Origin of the sequence: Paenarthrobacter sp. NPDC091669, assembly GCF_044756725.1 — a bacterium.
Taxonomy (GTDB): Bacteria; Actinomycetota; Actinomycetes; order Actinomycetales; family Micrococcaceae; genus Arthrobacter; species Arthrobacter bambusae_C.
Window position 1 is genome coordinate 60288 of sequence record NZ_JBIVTK010000015.1, and the last position, 18327, is coordinate 78614.

18 protein-coding genes are annotated in these 18327 nt (G+C 64.6%); 1 reads left to right on the forward strand and 17 read right to left on the reverse strand.

Annotation, left to right across the window (positions count from 1 at the left end; translation table 11 throughout):
• Positions 1 to 53 precede the first annotated feature (53 nt).
• The 8 genes from ACIQLI_RS20560 to ACIQLI_RS20595 all read right to left on the reverse strand — a co-directional run bounded on the left by ACIQLI_RS20560 (position 54) and on the right by ACIQLI_RS20595 (position 9326).
• Positions 54 to 566 carry a CinA family protein gene (locus ACIQLI_RS20560; RefSeq protein ID WP_400391860.1) on the reverse strand — a complete coding sequence of 171 codons (513 nt, stop codon included), beginning with the start codon at positions 564 to 566 and terminating at the stop codon, positions 54 to 56.
• Positions 563 to 1165 carry a CDP-diacylglycerol--glycerol-3-phosphate 3-phosphatidyltransferase gene (pgsA, locus tag ACIQLI_RS20565; RefSeq protein WP_354232412.1) on the reverse strand — a complete coding sequence of 201 codons (603 nt, stop codon included), beginning with the start codon at positions 1163 to 1165 and terminating at the stop codon, positions 563 to 565. Before pgsA ends, ACIQLI_RS20560 begins: the two co-directional genes overlap by 4 nt.
• 38 nt (positions 1166 to 1203) lie before the next feature.
• A complete protein-coding gene (locus ACIQLI_RS20570; RefSeq protein WP_400391864.1) occupies positions 1204 to 4068 on the reverse strand; it encodes a DNA translocase FtsK in 2865 nt (954 codons plus the stop codon).
• Between the two features lie 76 nt (positions 4069 to 4144).
• On the reverse strand, positions 4145 to 5836 hold the full coding sequence (locus ACIQLI_RS20575; RefSeq protein WP_400391867.1) for a ribonuclease J: 1692 nt from the start codon (positions 5834 to 5836) through the stop codon (positions 4145 to 4147).
• Between the two features lie 27 nt (positions 5837 to 5863).
• On the reverse strand, positions 5864 to 6775 hold the full coding sequence (gene dapA, locus ACIQLI_RS20580; RefSeq protein ID WP_089594395.1) for a 4-hydroxy-tetrahydrodipicolinate synthase: 912 nt from the start codon (positions 6773 to 6775) through the stop codon (positions 5864 to 5866).
• A gap of 58 nt (positions 6776 to 6833) precedes the next feature.
• Positions 6834 to 7823, reverse strand: a complete 990-nt coding sequence (locus ACIQLI_RS20585; RefSeq protein ID WP_400391870.1) for a carbon-nitrogen hydrolase family protein — start codon at positions 7821 to 7823, stop codon at positions 6834 to 6836.
• A gap of 95 nt (positions 7824 to 7918) precedes the next feature.
• Positions 7919 to 8254: a hypothetical protein gene (locus tag ACIQLI_RS20590; RefSeq protein ID WP_280627653.1), complete on the reverse strand. Its 336-nt coding sequence runs from the start codon at positions 8252 to 8254 to the stop codon at positions 7919 to 7921.
• A gap of 82 nt (positions 8255 to 8336) precedes the next feature.
• Positions 8337 to 9326 carry a GDSL-type esterase/lipase family protein gene (locus ACIQLI_RS20595; protein WP_400391873.1) on the reverse strand — a complete coding sequence of 330 codons (990 nt, stop codon included), beginning with the start codon at positions 9324 to 9326 and terminating at the stop codon, positions 8337 to 8339.
• 55 nt (positions 9327 to 9381) lie between these two features.
• Here ACIQLI_RS20595 and ACIQLI_RS20600 point away from each other — a divergent pair, with 55 nt between their 5' ends.
• Positions 9382 to 10617, forward strand: coding sequence for a heparan-alpha-glucosaminide N-acetyltransferase domain-containing protein (locus tag ACIQLI_RS20600; RefSeq protein WP_400391876.1), 1236 nt, complete (start codon positions 9382 to 9384; stop codon positions 10615 to 10617).
• Here ACIQLI_RS20600 and ACIQLI_RS20605 read toward each other — a convergent pair.
• Genes ACIQLI_RS20605 through ACIQLI_RS20645 form a run of 9 tightly spaced genes read right to left on the reverse strand, consistent with a single transcriptional unit; the run spans position 10593 to position 18285 of the window.
• Positions 10593 to 11081 carry a hypothetical protein gene (locus ACIQLI_RS20605; protein ID WP_207597021.1) on the reverse strand — a complete coding sequence of 163 codons (489 nt, stop codon included), beginning with the start codon at positions 11079 to 11081 and terminating at the stop codon, positions 10593 to 10595. The two genes, ACIQLI_RS20600 and ACIQLI_RS20605, sit on opposite strands and share 25 nt — an antisense overlap.
• 4 nt (positions 11082 to 11085) lie before the next feature.
• On the reverse strand, positions 11086 to 11844 hold the full coding sequence (gene dapB / locus ACIQLI_RS20610) for a 4-hydroxy-tetrahydrodipicolinate reductase (protein WP_354232397.1): 759 nt from the start codon (positions 11842 to 11844) through the stop codon (positions 11086 to 11088).
• A gap of 51 nt (positions 11845 to 11895) precedes the next feature.
• Positions 11896 to 12351, reverse strand: a complete 456-nt coding sequence (locus ACIQLI_RS20615) for a molybdenum cofactor biosynthesis protein MoaE (RefSeq protein ID WP_354232395.1) — start codon at positions 12349 to 12351, stop codon at positions 11896 to 11898.
• Positions 12341 to 12838 (reverse strand): molybdenum cofactor biosynthesis protein B, encoded by a 498-nt coding sequence (locus ACIQLI_RS20620; protein ID WP_400391881.1) that lies wholly within the window; start codon positions 12836 to 12838, stop codon positions 12341 to 12343. The genes ACIQLI_RS20615 and ACIQLI_RS20620 overlap by 11 nt, the downstream gene beginning before the upstream one ends.
• A complete protein-coding gene (gene moaC / locus ACIQLI_RS20625; RefSeq protein WP_400391884.1) occupies positions 12835 to 13371 on the reverse strand; it encodes a cyclic pyranopterin monophosphate synthase MoaC in 537 nt (178 codons plus the stop codon). The genes ACIQLI_RS20620 and moaC overlap by 4 nt, the downstream gene beginning before the upstream one ends.
• Entirely contained in the window at positions 13359 to 14585 is a 1227-nt protein-coding gene (gene glp, locus ACIQLI_RS20630) for a gephyrin-like molybdotransferase Glp (RefSeq protein ID WP_400391887.1), read from the reverse strand. Before glp ends, moaC begins: the two co-directional genes overlap by 13 nt.
• A 58-nt stretch (positions 14586 to 14643) precedes the next feature.
• On the reverse strand, positions 14644 to 16257 hold the full coding sequence (locus ACIQLI_RS20635; RefSeq protein WP_400391890.1) for a molybdopterin-dependent oxidoreductase: 1614 nt from the start codon (positions 16255 to 16257) through the stop codon (positions 14644 to 14646).
• Entirely contained in the window at positions 16254 to 17531 is a 1278-nt protein-coding gene (locus tag ACIQLI_RS20640) for a sensor histidine kinase (RefSeq protein ID WP_400391893.1), read from the reverse strand. Before ACIQLI_RS20640 ends, ACIQLI_RS20635 begins: the two co-directional genes overlap by 4 nt.
• On the reverse strand, positions 17518 to 18285 hold the full coding sequence (locus ACIQLI_RS20645; protein ID WP_400391895.1) for a response regulator transcription factor: 768 nt from the start codon (positions 18283 to 18285) through the stop codon (positions 17518 to 17520). Before ACIQLI_RS20645 ends, ACIQLI_RS20640 begins: the two co-directional genes overlap by 14 nt.
• Between the last annotated feature and the right edge of the window lie 42 nt (positions 18286 to 18327).

Genomic DNA, 18327 nt, shown 5'->3' on the forward strand with positions numbered 1-18327 from the left:
CGAAGCGACTCAATGACACAACTATTGGCAATCAGTTTTTGTTCCCGGCTACTTTACGAGCGGTAACCATGCCCCTCCAGCACGGCAAGCAGACGCCCCAGGGCCGCCTCGCAGGCCTGCTCGCGAATGGACCGGCGGTCCCCCGTGAAGCTGAATTCGAAGGCTTGGGTTCCGGCATCGGCAGCGATTCCAATGAACACTGTGCCTACGGCTTTGCCATCGTGGGGATCAGGTCCGGCCACTCCGGTAGTGGATACTCCTATGCTGGCACCGCAAGCACGCCGGGCACCGTCGGCCATGGCTTCCGCAACAGCACCGTCAACGGAGCCGACGTCGGCAAGCAGCTCTTCCGGGACGCCCAGGACACCGGCCTTGACGGAGTTCTGATACGCAACGACTCCACCCTGAAGCATCCCTGAAGCGCCGGGAGTATTGGCCAGGGCGGCCGCCACCATCCCAGCGGTCAGCGACTCGGCCGTGGCCACCGTGAGGTTCTTGGCGATCGCTGCGGCGACCACCGTCGTCGACGTCCCTGCTGCGGCGTTGACGACGTCACCGGAGGTCATGCGCGACGCCCCGCTGCCCGCAGCTTGAGGGCTTGGATGACGTATTCGACGCCGGTCCACAGGGTGATGGCAAGCGCCAGCATCATGACCCAGAAGGCAACGTCGCCCAGCCAGGGGGCGATCGCTTTGAGGGGAAGGACGTACAGGAAAATGGCCACGGTCTGGACCACCGTCTTCAGCTTTCCGCCCTTGGAGGCGGGCATGACCCCGTACCGGATCACGACAAACCGAAGGGCGGTAATCCCCCACTCGCGAACGAGGATGAGGATGGTGACCCACCACGGCAGTTCCCCCAGGATGGACAGGAGCACCAGCGCGGAGCCGATCAGCAATTTGTCGGCGATGGGATCGGCGATCTTACCGAAGTTGGTGATCAGGCCGCGCGCCCTGGCGATGTCGCCGTCGAGCTTGTCCGTGTAGATGGCTACCGCGAAGGCCACTACGGCTGCCCAGCGCCACAGACCGTACTCGCCGTTGTCGGCCAGCAGGAACCAGATGAAAAAAGGGACCAGGACGATGCGGAGCATCGTGAGGATGTTGGGCAGGTTCCAGACATCGGAGTTGCTGGACGTCGCGTTATCACCCTCGGCTGTAGTCACCCCTCTAGGCTACCGTCTTTGGGCTGACGCCTTTGAAGCTAGCGCCCCGTCAGCGACCAGGCGTCTTCGCCGCCTTCGTCGTCGTCATCGGGACCGTCAGCGCCATCGTGATACTCAATGGCCTGTGTCCGGTTGTCCAGGTCTGCCTGCACCAGGTCCTCCGCATAACCGCCGACGGCGATATTCGAGTTCGCGTTGTCGCTCAGTGCCGCCGTGTGGGCGTCGGGGGAAGCAGGCGATTCCTGGCCCTTCATCGCCGCCAGGACGGCCGCGAGGTCGTCCGGCTTGACCAGGACATCGCGGGCCTTCGAGCCCTCCGAGGGCCCCACCACGCCGCGGGATTCGAGGAGGTCCATCAGCCGCCCGGCCTTGGCGAAGCCCACCCTGAGCTTGCGCTGCAGCATCGACGTGGAGCCGAACTGGGTGGTCACCACCAACTCGGTGGCCTGCAACAGGACCTCGAGGTCGTCTCCGATGTCGTCGTCGATCTGCTTCTTGGGGGCTTCGGCAGCAACGTCGTCGCGATAGACAGCCTGGAGCTGGCCCTTGACGTGCTCCACCACCTTGTGGATCTCGGATTCCGTCACCCAGGCACCCTGGACACGCATTGCTTTGGACGCACCCATCGGCAGGAAGAGCGCGTCACCCTGGCCAATCAGCTTCTCCGCACCCGGTTGGTCCAGCACAACACGGGAGTCCGTCACGGACGAGGTTGCGAAAGCCATGCGGGAAGGCACGTTCGCCTTGATCAGGCCCGTGACTACATCTACGGACGGGCGCTGGGTGGCCAGGACCAGGTGGATGCCGGCAGCACGCGCGAGCTGGGTGATGCGGACGATCGAGTCTTCGACGTCGCGCGGAGCCACCATCATGAGGTCGGCGAGCTCATCCACGATCACCAGAAGGTAAGGGTAGGGCTTGATGACCCGTTTGGAGTCCACGGGCGGCACCACTTTGCCGGCACGGACAGCCTTGTTGAAGTCATCGATGTGCTTGTAACCGTAGTTGGCGAGGTCGTCGTAGCGGGCGTCCATCTCCCGGACCACCCACTGCAGGGCCTCCGCGGCCTTTTTGGGATTGGTGATGATGGGCGTGATGAGGTGCGGGACGCCTTCGTAGGCGGTGAGCTCCACGCGCTTGGGGTCCACCATGACCATGCGGACTTCATCCGGAGTGGCCCGCATGAGGATGGAGGTGATCATGGAGTTCACGAAGCTCGACTTACCAGCACCAGTGGCCCCGGCCACCAGCAAGTGGGGCATCTTTGCCAGGTTGGCCACCACGTAGCCGCCCTCGACGTCCTTGCCAACGCCCATGACCATGGGGTGGTCGGTCCGGCGGGCGTTCTGGCTCCGCAGCACGTCGCCCAGGGAAACCGTTTCGCGGTCCGTGTTGGGAATCTCGATGCCAATCGCGGATTTGCCGGGAATGGGGCTCAGGATGCGGACATCGCTCGATGCGACCGCATAGGAAATGTTCTTGGACAGCGCCGTAACGCGCTCCACCTTGGTACCGGGAGACAACTCGATCTCATAGCGCGTCACAGTGGGACCACGGCTGAAGCCAGTCACGGCAGCGTCCACATTGAACTGTGTCAGGGTGTCCGTCAGGGCGGCGACGACGGCGTCATTGGCCTCCGTGCGCTCCTTCGGAATGGAGCCCGGCGTCAGGTAATCCGAGGCCGGCAGTGTGTAGGTGACATCCCCGGCGAGAGACAACTGCTCCGTGCGCTGTGGGATGGGCGTTTGCGGGAGCGGCGCACCGGCAGGCTTCGCGGGGACCTGGGCAACGGTGGGCGCGGGCACGGTCATGTCGGGAGTGATGACCGGAATGGCTTCGGTGGGGTTGTCGATGCCGGGCGCAGCACCCAGGCCCTGGGCGGCCTTGATCTTCCCGACGGCGATCTCCGCCTGGGTCGGGCGACGCACCCCCGGCGGAATGCGCGGTTCGGACGCGGCGGGAGTTTCGTCGTCGTCGACTATTGCATGTTCGAACGCTTCGTCCCCGACGTAGCCCTCCAGGCCTGTCTCGGGTTCCTCGTCCTTGCCAAAGAAGCGCATGCGCTTCTTCTTGGGCTTGGCAGGTGCGTCGTTCTCATAGAGATAACTGCGGTCATGGGCGTCCTTGGCGGAACCGTCCATGAGGTCCACGCCCATAAGGTGCTCATAGGCACCCCGGATCCGCGAGGGAATGGCACCGAACGGGGTGGCGGTGACGATCAGGAAAGAGACGAACGCCAACAGGCTGTAGAGGACCACCGGCACTGCGACGTGGAGTGCGGCCAGAGGGGCGGCGGCGAGGAATCCCAGCATGCCGCCTGCCCTGCGCAGGCCATCGAACCCATCGGCCACGGTGGGCAGGCCGCCAATGACGTGGGCCAAACCCGAGCCGGCAAGGGTCATGATCATAAAGCCAATGCCCACACGGTTGTTGCCGCGGCCGTCCTGGGGTTTCCGGAACAACCGGAAGGCACAAACAAACAGCATGAAAGGCAGGATCAGGCTCATCCAGCCAAACGTCCCGTTGACCACGCTGTAGACAACGTCCGGCAGCCACCCTGTCAGGCCCCACCAGGCGAAGGTGGCAATCGCGATGCCCAGCACCAAATTGAACAGGGCTGCGCCGTCACGGCGATCCGCGGGGTCGAGGTCGCTGACGTCGTAACCAATGCGGCGGACCCCGGCACCGACCACATGCCCGATCCCCTGCCAAAAACCCGAAAGCATGCGCAGGGGCAGCGGAGCCTGGGGCACGACGGCGGCTGCCTGCTTGGTGCGGGCAGTACTGCCACGCCCGCTTTTGCCCGCGGCGGCACTGGTTTTGGATGTGGCTGCGCTCCGGCCTGTGCCGCCGGATTTACTGCTGGAGCTGCCACGTGGCGTGGAGGTAGTACGGGTCGCCATAAGTGCCACGGTACCGCAAGGGGGCCTGAAATCCGCGGATTTCAGGCCCCCTTGGGTGTGTATGTTGCCCCCAGGGCTACGCCTCCAGGACCACCGGAATGATCATGGGACGGCGGCGGAGCTTGCGGTTGACCCACGTGCCGATGATCCTGCGCACCACCTGCTGCAACTGGTGGTTGGTGTGGTCTGCGTGGTTAAGCACAGCGTCTTCCAGCGCGGCGTTGATCTTGGGGATGATCTCGTCGAAGACTGAATCATCCTCAGCAACACCGCGGGCATGGATTTCCGGGCCGGACACGATCTTGCCGGTAGTGCGGTTGATGACCGTGATGATGGAAATGAAGCCCTCGTCCCCGAGGATGCGACGGTCCTTCAGGTCTGCGTCAGTGATCTCACCCACGCTGGAGCCGTCCACGTAGACGAAACCTACCTCCACCTGGCCAACGACGTTGGCTTTGTGATCCTTAAGGTCGATCACTGTGCCGTTGTCGCTCAGGATGATGCCCTCGGACGGAACACCGGACTCCCGTGCGATGTTGCCGTTGGCAATAAGGTGACGGGTTTCGCCGTGCACAGGCATGGCGTTGAGCGGCTCCAGGATGTTGTAGCAGTACAGGAGCTCCCCTGCCGCTGCGTGCCCGGAGACGTGGACCTTCGCAGTGCCTTTGTGGATCACGTCCGCGCCGAGCTTGAGGAGTCCGTTGATGATCCGGAACACGGCATTCTCGTTGCCCGGAATCAGGCTGGAGGCCAGAATGACGGTGTCGCCGGGTCCAACCACTACGCGGTGGTCGCCGTTGGCCATCCGTGACAGCGCCGCCATCGGCTCGCCCTGGGAACCGGTGGACATGAGGACCACGCGGTCATCGGGCATGTTGTCGATGTTCTTGATGTCCACCAAAATGCCGGCCGGCACATCGAGATACCCCAGTTTGGAGGCGATGGCCATGTTGCGCACCATGGAGCGTCCCACGAAAGCGACCTTGCGGCCATGCTTCTCTGCGGCATCAAGGACCTGTTGGACACGGTGAACGTGGGACGAGAACGACGCGACGATGAGGCGTTTCCTGGCTTGGCCGAACAGGCGGTCCAGAGTGGGACCAATCTCCTTTTCGGCCGTGGTGAACCCAGGGACATCCGCGTTGGTGGAGTCGGCCATGAAAAGGTCCACGCCCTCTTCGCCCAACCGGGCGAAGTGGCGGAGGTCGGTGATGCGGCCATCCAGCGGCAACTGGTCCATCTTGAAGTCGCCTGTGTGCAGGACCGTGCCACCCTCGGTCCGGATGAAAACGGCCAAGGCATCAGGGATGGAGTGGTTGACGGCGATGAACTCGCACTCGAACGGGCCGAATTGCTCCACTTGGCCCTCGGTAACGGTGAGGGTGTACGGCTTGATCCGGTGTTCCTGAAGCTTCGCTTCCACCAAGGCCAGGGTGAGCTGGGATCCGATCAGCGGAATGTCGGCCTTAAGGCGCAACAAGTAGGGAACCGCACCGATGTGGTCCTCGTGGCCGTGGGTCAGCACGACGCCAACTACGTCCTGCAGCCTGTCTTCGATGTAGGAGAAATCGGGCAGGATGAGGTCTACGCCGGGCTGTGTCTCTTCGGGGAAGAGCACGCCACAGTCAACGACCAGCAGCTTGCCGTCGATTTCGAAGACGGCCATGTTGCGGCCGATCTCTCCCAGGCCACCGAGCGGAACAATCCGCAGCGTGCCTTTCGGCAGTTTCGGCGGCGTAACCAGTCCGGGAAGGGCGGTTTGGGTCATATTGTGCTTCTTTCCGGCGGAACCGGCCTAGACGTTGAAGTCCATTCCGGCTTCCGCCAAATCCCCGCGGATGATGTCGATCTCGGCTGCGTCCGGCTCCACGAGGGGCAAACGGACAACCGAGTTGGGCAGGACTCCCTGCCACTTGAGAATCTGCTTGGCGGCTACTGCGCCTTGGACCCGCGTCATGGTTGCGCGAATGACGGGTTCCAGTTCAAAGTTGATGGCCCTCGCAGTGGCGAGGTCGCTGGCGTTCACGGCGTCGATCAGTTCGCGGAAGCGACGCGTGGCCACGTGGGTGGTGACGCCCACCAGGCCGACGGCGCCGAGCGCCATCCACTGGAGGGTCAATCCGTCATCACCGGAATAGAAGACCAGGTCGGTCTCAGCCATGACCCGGGTCGCGGCGGCAAAATCTGCCTTGGCGTCCTTGACCGCCACGATGTTCTGGTGCTTGGCCAGGCCGATCATGGTCTCAGGAGCAATCGCAATGGAGGAGCGGCCCGGGATGTCATAGAGCATGACGGGCAGATCCGTTGACGAGGCAATGGTCTCGAAGTGCGCCCGGACGCCTGCCTGGCTGGGCTTGTTGTAGTAGGGCGTGACGATCAGGAGACCGTCCACGCCAACCTCAGCCGCGCGCTGGGAAAGGTGCACCGAGTGTGCGGTGTCGTTGGTGCCGGTTCCGGCAATGATGGCAGCCTTGCCGCCCACGGCTTCTTTGACCGCCCGGAACATACCAAGGTTTTCGTCGTCTGTAAGGGTTGAGGTCTCCCCGGTGGTGCCGGTAACCACAAGCCCATCGCAACCATCCTGGACAAGCTTCTCTGCCAGTACAGCGGCTTGGTCGTAGTCCACCTTGCCGTCCTCGGTGAACGGGGTGACCATCGCGGTCAGGAGGGTACCAAGGGCGGGAGTGTGGGCGCGCAAGTCAGACATAAGAAAAACGTTACCCTGTCACGGGCTTGTTACAAGAATGGGTTCCGCGTGATGGTCCTCATGCCCCTGCTGTGGATCTGTAGGCGGCAAGGCGGGACCGGTCCAATGACACCATGGCGACTTCCGTCCCGGTGCCGGCAACCCGGACCAGGGCAGTACCATCGGGACCCCACCCTCCGCTGAGACCGCAGGAGGGGCCCAAGGGCGTTTCTCCTCCAAGGTTCGCCAATAATCCGAACATCCGGTGGTCCATGGAGCGTGCGCCCAAATGCAGTCCAAGCCTGAGTTCCTCGCCCCGCGTGTACAGCGCAGACACTGCATACACATCGGCCCCCGCTTCCGCCGCAGCACCGGCGTGGGCAGGATGCGCGGCGTCAGCACAGACGGCAAAGGCAACCCGCCATCCGTCAACATCAACCACTACCGGGCCGCTGCCAGAGACAAAAAGCTCCCGCTCCGGCCCGTGCAAGTGAGTTTTGAAGACCGGTTTCACGGAACCGTCCGGGCCAACGACGAGCGAGGCCAGCCGGGGCGTCTGGTCCGCCTCCCGCCAACCCGCCCCAACAACAGCAACCGTCCCGGTGCGGGCACAGACGTCCTGGAGGGGTTGGAGCCGAGGGTCACCGGCGGTCAACCACGGCGAAGGCTGACTGCCCGGGGAAGGCTGTATGGCTTGCGAAAGCCATCGGGCTCCGCCGGGGACTTCGAAGGCAGTCAGCTCATAGCCCGTCAAGGACAGCTCGGGAAAAAGCACCAGGCGTGCGCCACGGCTGTGGGCCAGCTCCACCAGCTCCACATGGGCCGCGACATTTGCCTCCACAGCCACTCCCCCTGCACCGGGCAGCAACGCTTCATACTGAACGACGGCGGCGCGAAGCATCGCCGGGCCATCCGGTTCTTCCCCTGGACGCGGCCCGGCGACCACGCACGCGGGCCCAGCGGACGCGGTGTCAGCGAGCCGGCTCTCGACGGACGGACTCACCTGAGACATGGCATCCAGCGGTTGGGCCGGCCTTTGGGTGGGGACCTGCGGGGGTGTCGGAGTCACCAGCCCATCCTATTCCGGAGCAACTGCGGAATGTTGCAGGTCAGGCCGAGAAGCCAAACGGGCCTTCTCTCTCAGTCCGGGCAGGCCCCGGTTGGCTAGGCCGGCCCAGGCGTCCGCGCGGGTTGATCCGAACAATAGTGCGCCACGGCCCGCTCCTTGAGGTGTTCGGCCCAGGTCACCAGCCGCTGGGAAGCGCGAACGTACTCGAACAGTTCCAGCGGCGTCAGGGAATCCAGGTCCGCTTCGGATAGCCGCCGGGCCAGTTCAGCCCCTGGCGGCTGCTCGGCCAACACTGTTCCTTCGCGGCGCCACTGGGTGTCTTCGGGGGGTTCGCCCGCCACGAGTTGCCTGAACAGGAAGTCGACGACGCCGGGGCTCATCGCTTTCATGGGTCCGGCGAGACCTTCGGGTGGCGTGGGAACATCGTTCATCCTGCCATGCTATTCGAACATATATTCGAAGACAAGGGCCGGGCCCGCGTCGGCCGCCGGCCGCAGCACCCCAGATGCCCGGTCAGCCGTGCGCGTTGGCGACAGCCGCCAGCTGTGGGCCCAGCCTCTCAGCCATGAGCCGGTAGCCGGCATTGTTGGGATGCAAGGTATCAGGCATCAGCGCCGCAGCCTCCGCCGGGGTGAACACCCCTTCGCCATCGAGCAGGTGAGTGCGCGTATCCCCCCGCTCGCGGACTAACCGCACCACATCTGCCACGGCCTTCCTGTAGTCCGCGAGCGTCCACCCGGCCGCATTGGGCGCCTCCTCGCGGGGAAGGGAAAGAACCGGAGAGATGACCGCGATGGGCACCTCCGGGTGTGCCCGCCGGATAGCGCTGAGGAAGCCCAACACCTGGCTCGTGAAGGTCCGGCCCGAGAAGGCGGCCACGTTGTAGGTGTTGATTCCCAGGCATAAGGAGATGAAGTCTGCCGGCAGCTGGCAAATGGTGCTCTCCGCCGCCGGGTCCAAGTGGCATTCACCGCCGAAACCCAAGGACTGTAATTGCCAGCCGTATTGCCTGGCCACCACAGCAGGCCACGCCTCCGATGGACCATCGGCCTGCCTGCATTGGGTGATGGAGCTGCCGTAGGTGATCCATCGTTTGCCCGATCCCCCGGCAACGTGAACGTCCTCGCCCTTCAGCGACACCTCCAGCACCCTGAGGAAACCATACTGTGGCAGCCATAGCTGAACAGTTGATTGCGGCGGCATGGAGCCAAGATCGAGGTCATGACTGACACGGCCGGCGCCCGACACGCGATGCCGGAGGACGCCGTTCACCAGGACATCGAAAGGCGATCCGTCCTCGGGGCCTTCGGCTTCGATGACCAAATGCCCGGACGTTGCCAACCAGCCCGCATGGATCCCTGCGCACATCCTGGCCCGCTCTTCCAGGCCATCTGTGGCGGGCGGCATGAAGAGTTCGCCGTCAAGGCGTCGGAACTGCTGCCAGCCATCGGCGTCGTTGATGATGGTGAATGCTCCGGCCCATTGGGCGTTGACGGATTCCATGGCATAGGACTCTACCGTCGGCCCAGCTCACAGTTGGCTGTGAGACCATCGCAGCATGACTTCGCAAGAGACTGCCCCTCCGCGGAAAGCGCGCGACGGCGGCCAGGTCTCCTCCCGGCTCACAGGGATCGACGCCGCCAGGGGTGCAGCGTTGCTTGGCATGATGTCCACGCACCTCCTGCCAACGTTTGGGCCCTCCCCGTCGTGGGAGCCGACCTTCGTGGGACTGGTATTTTCGGGCCGTTCTGCTGCGCTCTTCGCTGTCCTTGCCGGCATTGGACTGGCGCTGGGTACGGGTAAGCAGGAACCCCGCACAGGCAACGATCTTTGGTCCGCCAGGGGCGGTGTGGCCATGCGCGCGTTGGTGATTGCCGTCGTCGGCCTCAGCCTGGGAGGGCTGGACGTCAACGTCGCCGTCATCCTGGTGCATTACGCCGTACTTTTCCTGTGCGTCCTGCCGTTCCTTGGCCTTCGGCTCAAGGCACTGTGTTTCTGGGCGGCGGGCTGGGTTCTTCTATCTCCACTGCTGGCCTACCTGGTCCGGCCCTTGATGCTGGACGCCGTCCCTCCCCTGCAACTGGGCCACAACCCCAACGGCGAGGACCTTGGGACGCCGTCCCGCCTCCTCGCAGACCTCTTCTTCACTGGTTACTACCCGGTGTTCCAGTGGATCTCCTATCTGCTGATAGGACTGGTGATCGGCCGGTTGGCGCTCACGACGGCGAAGGTGCAGTTGCTGCTGTTAAGCGGCGGAATCGCTGTGGCTGCGGCGGCGAAGCTGGGTGGGTTCCTTGCGATGGAAGCATGGGGCGGCCGGGCCGCTCTGGAGGCGCTCCCCGGAACGCGCGGGTACCCTCTGGAAAACATGCTTCAGGTTAATCTGACCGGGTTGGAGCAGACCGGCTCGTGGTGGTGGTTGGCCACGGCATCCCCCCATGCTGGAACTACGCTGGACCTGCTGCACAGCAGTGGAACAGCTGCCGCAGCAGTGGGTTTCTTCCTGCTGCTGGGCACGGTGGCTGAACGCATCAAGGTCAATTTCCTGATAGTGCTCAGCGGGCCGGGAGCCATGACGCTCAGCCTCTACTCTGCCCATGTGTGGGTGGTTTCGGGGTTCACCAACCAACCGCTGCCTGCAGGATGGACGGAAGAGGGCATGTACTGGACCCAGGCACTGTGTGCCGTGGCAATCGGCGTGTGCTTCGCCTTGCTCAGGCGCCGCGGACCGCTGGAGTGGGTGGCCCATACGGCGTCGAAGCTGGGCAGCTACCGACCCGCAGCGGTGGGCTGAGAGCGGAACAACTTCACGGCGTCGCGCATTGATGCCCGGGCGCGCTTGCGGTCCCCCGAGGCGTCATAGGCGCAACTCAGCCGGAACCAGGAACGCCAATCCTCCGGTGCGGCCTCTGCCTCGGCCCGGTACTTCTCGAACTCCGCATCCGCGGCGGCCCGGACGATCCGCCCACCTGGCGTACGGGGCAGTGTGTCTTCGGGCAAACCGCCTTCAGCTTCCAGGACCTTGGCCATCTGCTCGGTGCGGGCGCCAAACAGCAGCTCGCGGATCAGCGCCCAGGCACCGACGATCGGCAGGACCAGATAGGCCGCTCCAATGCCCTTCGCTACCAGGTTGGGGTCACCGAGGAGGAGGAACGAGCGTTGGACGGATACCACCAGGTAGAGCACCAACAGCAGGGTGATCGCGCCGACCCAGATCTTGGTGCGGTTCTTCTTCAAGGAAGTCCAGAAATTTCCCATGTACCTAGAGCCCCAGGTCCAGGTAGCCGTCCAGGCCAACCGTGAGGCCGGGGTGCCCTGCGACCTTGCGCAATCCGAGCAGGACGCCAGGCATAAAGGAGGCCCGGTCAAAGGAGTCATGGCGCAACGTCAGCTGCTCACCCGGACCGCCGAAAAGGACTTCCTGGTGGGCTACCAGACCGCGGAGCCGGACACTGTGGACGCGGACACCCTCCACGTCACAGCCCCTGGCTCCGTCCAACGACGTTTCAGTGGCGTCCGGACTTGCTGGAACTCCGGCTGCCTGCCGTGCATCAGCGATCAGCTGCGCCGTACGCACAGCGGTGCCGGAGGGTGCGTCCACCTTGTTCGGGTGGTGCAGCTCGATGATCTCAACGGACTCAAAGTACTGTGAGGCTTTGGCCGCGAAAGCGGAGGCCAGCACCGACCCCAGGGCAAAGTTCGGGGCGATCAGGACGCCGGTGTCCGGTTTCTGCTCCAGCAATGCACGGAGGGACTCCAGCCTGTCGGCATTCCAGCCGGTGGTACCCACAACAGCGTGGATGCCATGCTCCACGGCGAACCGGACGTTGGTCTCGGTAGTGTCCGGGACGGTGAGGTCAACAACATACTGTGCGCCGGCGTCGAGCAGTGTTTCCAGGGAATCGCCGCGACCCAAGGCGGCTACAAGCTTCATGTCATCAGCTGCTTCCACAGCTTTCACGGCTTCAATTCCCATGCGCCCGTGGGCGCCCAGCACTGCAACAGCAAGTTGTTCGGTCATGCCGTTAACCCTACCGCCGGGCCGGGGCACGGCAGGAACCGTGACTCAGGCCTACTCCCCCGCGCCAACCCACTCGACAGTGCCGTCGGAGAAGAACTGTTCCTTCCAAATGGGAACCTGCGCTTTGACCCTGTCCACCAGCTCGGAACAAACAGCAAAGGCCTGTCCCCGGTGGGCCGCCGCGACGGCACAGACCAGCGCCGGGTCACCGATCTCCAGCATCCCGATCCGGTGCGCCGCCCAGATGCGGACGGGCTGATCGGCTTCGCCTGAGTGCTCAGCGACCAGCTGGGCCACGACGTCTGACATGACCTGGTGCGCCGTGGGATGGGCGCTGTAACTGAGCCGGTCCACAGCCTTGCCGGAATCATGGTTCCGGACCACGCCACTGAAGCTGACCACAGCCCCGGCAGTGTCCGATTCGACCGCAGCGATGGCCTGGTCCACCGAGATGGGTTCCGCGCTGAGGACGGCGCTGACTACTTCGAAATCTGTTTCAGTGCCCATGGCTACCTTCCATTTGTTCGCACAAGTGCCCGATCACGGGGTCCAGGACAGCCAATCCATCCATAACGCCCTTCGGGGATCCCGGCAGGTTGATGATGAACGTCTTTCCCGCAGCTCCCGCGTGGCCGCGGCTCAACATGGCCATGGGGGTTTTCGCAGCGCCCGCGCGCCGGATTCCTTCCATGATGCCCGGTATTTCGCGGTCCAGGAGCGGAAGCGTCATCTCCGGTGTCTTGTCATCCGGGCTCAGGCCCGTTCCGCCGCTGGTGATGACGACGGCGGGGTCCTGGGTCAGGAGCGCCCTGAGGGCAGCGCCCACCGGCTCTCCGTCCGGCACCACCATGGTGGGGAACGTCTCGAAGCCGTGCTCATTGAGCCAGTCGAGGATGATGGGCCCCGTCTCATCGGCGTAGATTCCGGCAGCTGCCCGGGTGGAGGCGATCACGACACCGGCCTTGCGAACACTGTTCGGCTCGCAAGCACTCATTTGCCGGCCTCCTGGACTGGTTCCCCGGAGACGTCCCAGTCCCCGCTCTTGCCGCCACTCTTGGCCAGCACACGGATGTCGGTCAGCACGGCATGCTTGTCCACGGCCTTGATCATGTCGTAGACACTCAGCGCCGCTACGGAGGCCGCCGTCAGGGCTTCCATTTCGACGCCGGTCACGCCCTTGGTCTTGACGGTCGCCTGAATGTCAACTGAGCCGGCGCGCAAGTGGAAATCCACGGTGACTTTGGAAATCGGCAACGGATGGCACAAAGGGATGAGCTCGGGTGTCTTCTTTGCCGCCATAATGCCTGCCACCCGGGCCACGGCGAGCGCGTCGCCTTTGGGCAACTCACCGGCGCCCAAGAGGGCCATCACGTCCGGGGTTGTGAGGACGGTTGCCGTGGCGGTGGCCTCGCGTGTGGTCACCGCTTTCGCGGAGACGTCCACCATCTGCGCAGTGCCGTCGTGCCTGAGGTGTGTCAGGCCGCCGGCATGTTCTGTTGTCCCGGGAGTTTCATTCACAGCATCCATACTTCCACCTCGGCTCCTGCGGTGAGTTCCGTGACGTCCCCTGGGATCTGGACCAACGCGTTGGCACGGGCCAGGGCATGGACCAGATGTGATCCGGCGCCGCCTTCCATACGAAGGATGCCGTCCCCGGCCACAGTGCCCCGCCGGACCTGGTGCTTGCCGTCAGGGGAGGAAAGTGGTTCAGCCAGGTGTACCTTCTGCACGAGCCGTGGCGCAGGGGTTCCCATGACCTCCGACAGGGCAGGCCTGAGGAACATCTCGAAGGAGACGAGGCAGCTGACTGGATTTCCGGGAAATCCGAGAAACGGAACGCCATTGAAGGTCCCCAGCCCCTGCGGCCCGCCTGGCTGCATTGCCACGGGGAGGAAATCAACGGGCTGGCCGGCCATCGCCTGGCGCACCACCTCGTAGGCGCCCTTGCTCACTCCCCCGGTGGTGACAATGACGTCCACGGGATGGTCTGCCTCCCGGGTGAAAGAGTCAAGGACGGCCAGGAGTTCCGCGGGATCGTCGTCCGAGATACCCGTACGAACAACATCCAGGCCTGCCTGGATCATGGACGCTTCAAGCAGCGTTCCATTGGAGTCGAAAATCTTGCCGGGCGTGAGTTCTTCCCCCGGTTCCACCACCTCGTCTCCCGTGGTGACCAGGAGGACACGCAGCGGTTCAGGGACCTCGACTGTTGCCAGGCCCAGGGCAGCCAGCAGGCCGAGCTGGGCCGGTCCCAGCAGGGTACCTGCTGCCAGGGCCAGGGCACCCTTGTGGATGTCGCTTCCGGTGTTGCGCACGTAGGTACCGGGTGCCACCGCGGGAAGGTCGACGACGGCATCCCTGGCGGTGGGGTCGGGGAAGGTACCGGGGCTCGCCTTCTCGATGGGTACGACGGCGTCGGCCCCCTCTGGAATCATGGCCCCGGTCATGATCGGGGCTGCGTAGCCGGCCTTCAGCGCTGTTGGTGTCGCACCTGCCGGGACGGGCGCCGCCACCCGGAGCTGCCCGCCGTCGTCGGGGATGTCTTGTGACCGGACGGCAAAGCCGTCCATCTGGGAGTTGGCGAACGGCGGCAGGGAGAGGGGCGCATGGACATCGACGGCCAGCGGCTTTCCCAGTGCGTCGAGCAACGGCACACGGCGGTTTCCCTTGATGGTGGCAGCGCCTGCCAGCAGTTCCACCACTGCCTGGCGATGGTTTGCAACTGATCTGGGCACGGACAACCTCCTGTTGTGGCACGCTGGCTTCCGGGAATTTCTCGGACGTACCCAGACTAGGGCCTTAGCCCACCTTGACGCTGATGGTGTGATAGCCCGTGGCGCCGTCCGGAGCCACCGGGGCTTTGTCCTCGGTCTGCGGCTGGCCGGTGGAGTCGGTGGCCCGCACTTGGACCTCGTAGTCGCCGGGGGTGAGGTCCACGCCCAGCTGCCACTGATACCAGGTGTCGGTGGAAATCCCGTCCGCCAGGTCAGCCGGCTGCCAGGACCCGCGGTTGACACGAATCTCCACCTTGCTGATGCCCCGGTGCTGGGCCCATGCCACTCCCCCGAAGTGCACCGTGCCCGCCCGGACTGTCCTGCCGCTGCGGGGTACGTCGATGCGTGACTGCGTCTTGATGGGTCCGTGATCGCTCCAGCCCCGGGGAGTCCAATAGGCGGTGTCGTCTGCGAAGCGTGTAACTTTCAGTTCGGTCAGCCATTTGGTGGCCGAGACGAAGCCGTAGAGCCCGGGAACGATCATGCGGACCGGGAAGCCGTGCTCCAACGGGAGCGGTTCGCCGTTCATGCCGACAGCCAGGAGGGCGTCGCGATCGTCGGTCAAGGCCTCCAACGGCGTGCTTGCCGTCCAACCGTCGTTACTGGTGGACAGCACCATGTCTGCGCCGGCTTTGGGACCGGCCATGGCAAGAAGTTCGCGGATGGGCCAGCCCAGCCAGAGAGCATTGCCGATGAGGTCGCCGCCGACGTTGTTGGACACGCAGGCGATGGTGATATGCCGTTCGATCATGGGTTTGGCGAGGAGCGTGACGAAGTCGACCTCGATTTCCCGCTCCACCATTCCGGTGACCTTCAGCTTCCACGCCGGCGGGTCGATGGCAGGTACCGTCAGTGCCGTGTCGATTCTGTAGAAATCCGAGTTCGGGGTCACCAAGGGGCTGATGCCATCCACGGCCAGCGAAGCCCCGGCGGGTATGACCTGTGGTGGCGTAACGGGTTCCGGGAGCGTCATGGAACCGCGGAAACCTGACGCCACGGCGGTTGCCCGGGTGAGTACCGCAGTGACGGTTCCGACCACGACCGCGGCGAGGGAAGTGCCGCCGAGTGCATTCAGGAAAGTTCGCCGTGCCAGGGGTGCGGGATCATGCCCCTGCAGTTCCTCATGCGTGGCCATGGGCGCCCAGGTGATGAGTCGCCGAATGAGGGTACGCAACAGCAGCATCGTGACGATCGCAGCGACGATCGGGGCCAGGGCCGCCTGCGGGCTTGCCTGGGCACGCGTTACGACGGCGGTCAGGCCTGCAGCTCCAGCCAGCCCGGCCAGCGCCAGCCCCCAGCCGGTGCGGCGATGCTCCAGAACGCCGGCCAGCGCTGCCAACAACCCCGCGACGAGCCCGATGCTTGCAATCAACACGATCTTGTCCGCTGTGCCGAACAACTGCACGGCCAGGTCCTTCACTCCGGGAGGCACTGCATCAATCACAGCGCCGCCCAGGGCCGTGACAGGGGAAACCAACGGGCTCAGCAAGCCGGCGGACAGTTCACCGGCTGCGATCCCCGCACCGCCCGCCGCTACACCGGCCGCGGCAGCCCACAGACGCGGGCTGAGCTGAAGCCGGCCGTGTGATGGCGTGGAGGCCCGGATTTCCGGCGTGTCCACCCTGCTGTGCGTGCTCATGATGCGCCTCCTGCGCGTTCGTCGGCTGACGTCCCGGATGTGGCCGGGAAAGAAGATGGCTGGAGAACGTCTGCCGGACCGGACGCCGCCTGCCCGGACTCAGCCGGGACCGGTCCCGCCGGAAGGGACAGCGCAAACCGGCAGCCGCCGTCGACGTTTTCCACGGTGACCGATCCCCCGTGGGCCTTGACGATGCCGGCCACCATGCTCAGTCCGATGCCCGCGCCACTGTAAGTGCCCTGCAGTCCCTCAGTGGTGCCCCGGGCGGGGTCTTTCTGCCAGCCCGTCTCGAACAGATGCGGCAGGTCCTCGCTGCGGATGCCCCCGCACTGGTCCTGCACTGCGACCACGGCGTTTCCGCTGTGCTGCCCCAAGCCGTCGCGTCCGACGCTGACGTGGACCTCAGTATCGGGCCGGCTGTAGATAATGGCGTTGAGCAGGATGTTCCGCACGGCCCGGGCGAGGCTGGGTCCATCGGCGACGGCCATGCACTCACGGTCCCCGCCGCCGTCGAGCGTGATGCCGCGTTGAGCGGCCAACGGTGCGAGGTCCGATAACGCATCGCTGACAAGGTCGTAAAGGTCCAGGGGTTCGGCACGGAGACGGAGAGTGCCGGCCTGGATCTTGGACAACTCCAGGAGGTCATTGACCATGGCGGTCATCTGCTCCGTCTGTCCGATGATCTTCCGGTAATAGCCCGGCACATCGGACGCCATACCGTCTTCAAGGGCCTCGGTCATCGCGCGCATGCTGGCCAACGGGGTCCGGAGATCATGCGAAATCCACGACACCAATTCCCGCCGGGCAGTCTCAATGGCGGCTTCACGTTCCCGTGACTCGGCGAGGCTGCGGCTGCTGGCCTCAAGTTCCTTGGCCAGTTCGGCAAGTTCGGACGTCATGGCGGGGGCTCTGCCCCGCCCTTCCGCGTCGTCCAAGGTCTCACCACGGCCCAGGCGCCGCGCGGCAACCACCAACCGCGCAGCGTTACGGGACACGCCCGCGCCCAGCATGAGTGACAAGGCAACGGCCACCGCTGATGCCACGGCCAGGATGTACCACATGACTTCCAGGTCCCTGGCAGAGATGAACATGGCATTGAACGCACTGACCATGCCGGCCACAAGGACCGCAACCGTAGCTACCACCACCAGGCAGATCTGCGCCAGGACCGAGGCCCGCCGCAGGAGTCGCAGGCCTAACAAAGTTGCGGCGCCGATGAGGACAGCCCAGGACAGGACCCAGGCCAGGATGGTCCACAGCTCACTGCCCTCCATGGCCACTCTCACCGCCGTCGGAGTGCTCCGGCGCGTTGCCGGCGGCGGAATCGAAGCGGTACCCCACGCCCCAGACCGTCTTGAGCAACTCCGGCTTGGTGGGGTTGGCTTCAATCTTTTCCCGCAGGCGACGCACGTGCACTGTGACTGTTGAGAGATCGCCGAAGTCCCAGCCCCACACGGCCTTGATGAGTTCCTCGCGGCTGAAAACCTGGTGGGGCCGCCGCATCAGGAAAGCCAGCAGGTCAAATTCGCGCACCGTCAAGGCCAACGGAACTCCATGATGCGTCACTGTCCGGGACCCGGGATCGAGTTCGAGGCCCGCGGCCTCCACCGGTGGTTCCGGCGTGAACTCCTTGATGCTTCGCCGGAGCACCGATTTCACCCGGAGAACCAGCTCCCGCGGGGAAAAGGGCTTGGTGACGTAGTCGTCGGCGCCCATTTCCAGGCCCAGGATCCGGTCATCTTCGGTTCCCAATGCCGTGACCATGATCACCGGTACGCTCATGGTTCGACGCAGCCGGCGGCACACCTCCACGCCGTCCAATCCAGGCAGCATGCGGTCCAGGATCACCAGGTCGGGTTGGCGGGCCGCTGCCAACTGCAGGGCGGTAAATCCATCACCGGCCATGTCCACCTGGAAGCCCGCTTGCAGCAGGTAGTCGCGGACCACATCGGCGATGGTCTGTTCGTCTTCCACCAGGAGGATGCGGCGATTCCCTGGTTCCGTTGATGATGCCGTAGGTGTGGTCACGCTTTCAGCATAGGTTTGCCGGCGGTCCCCGGCACCCGATTC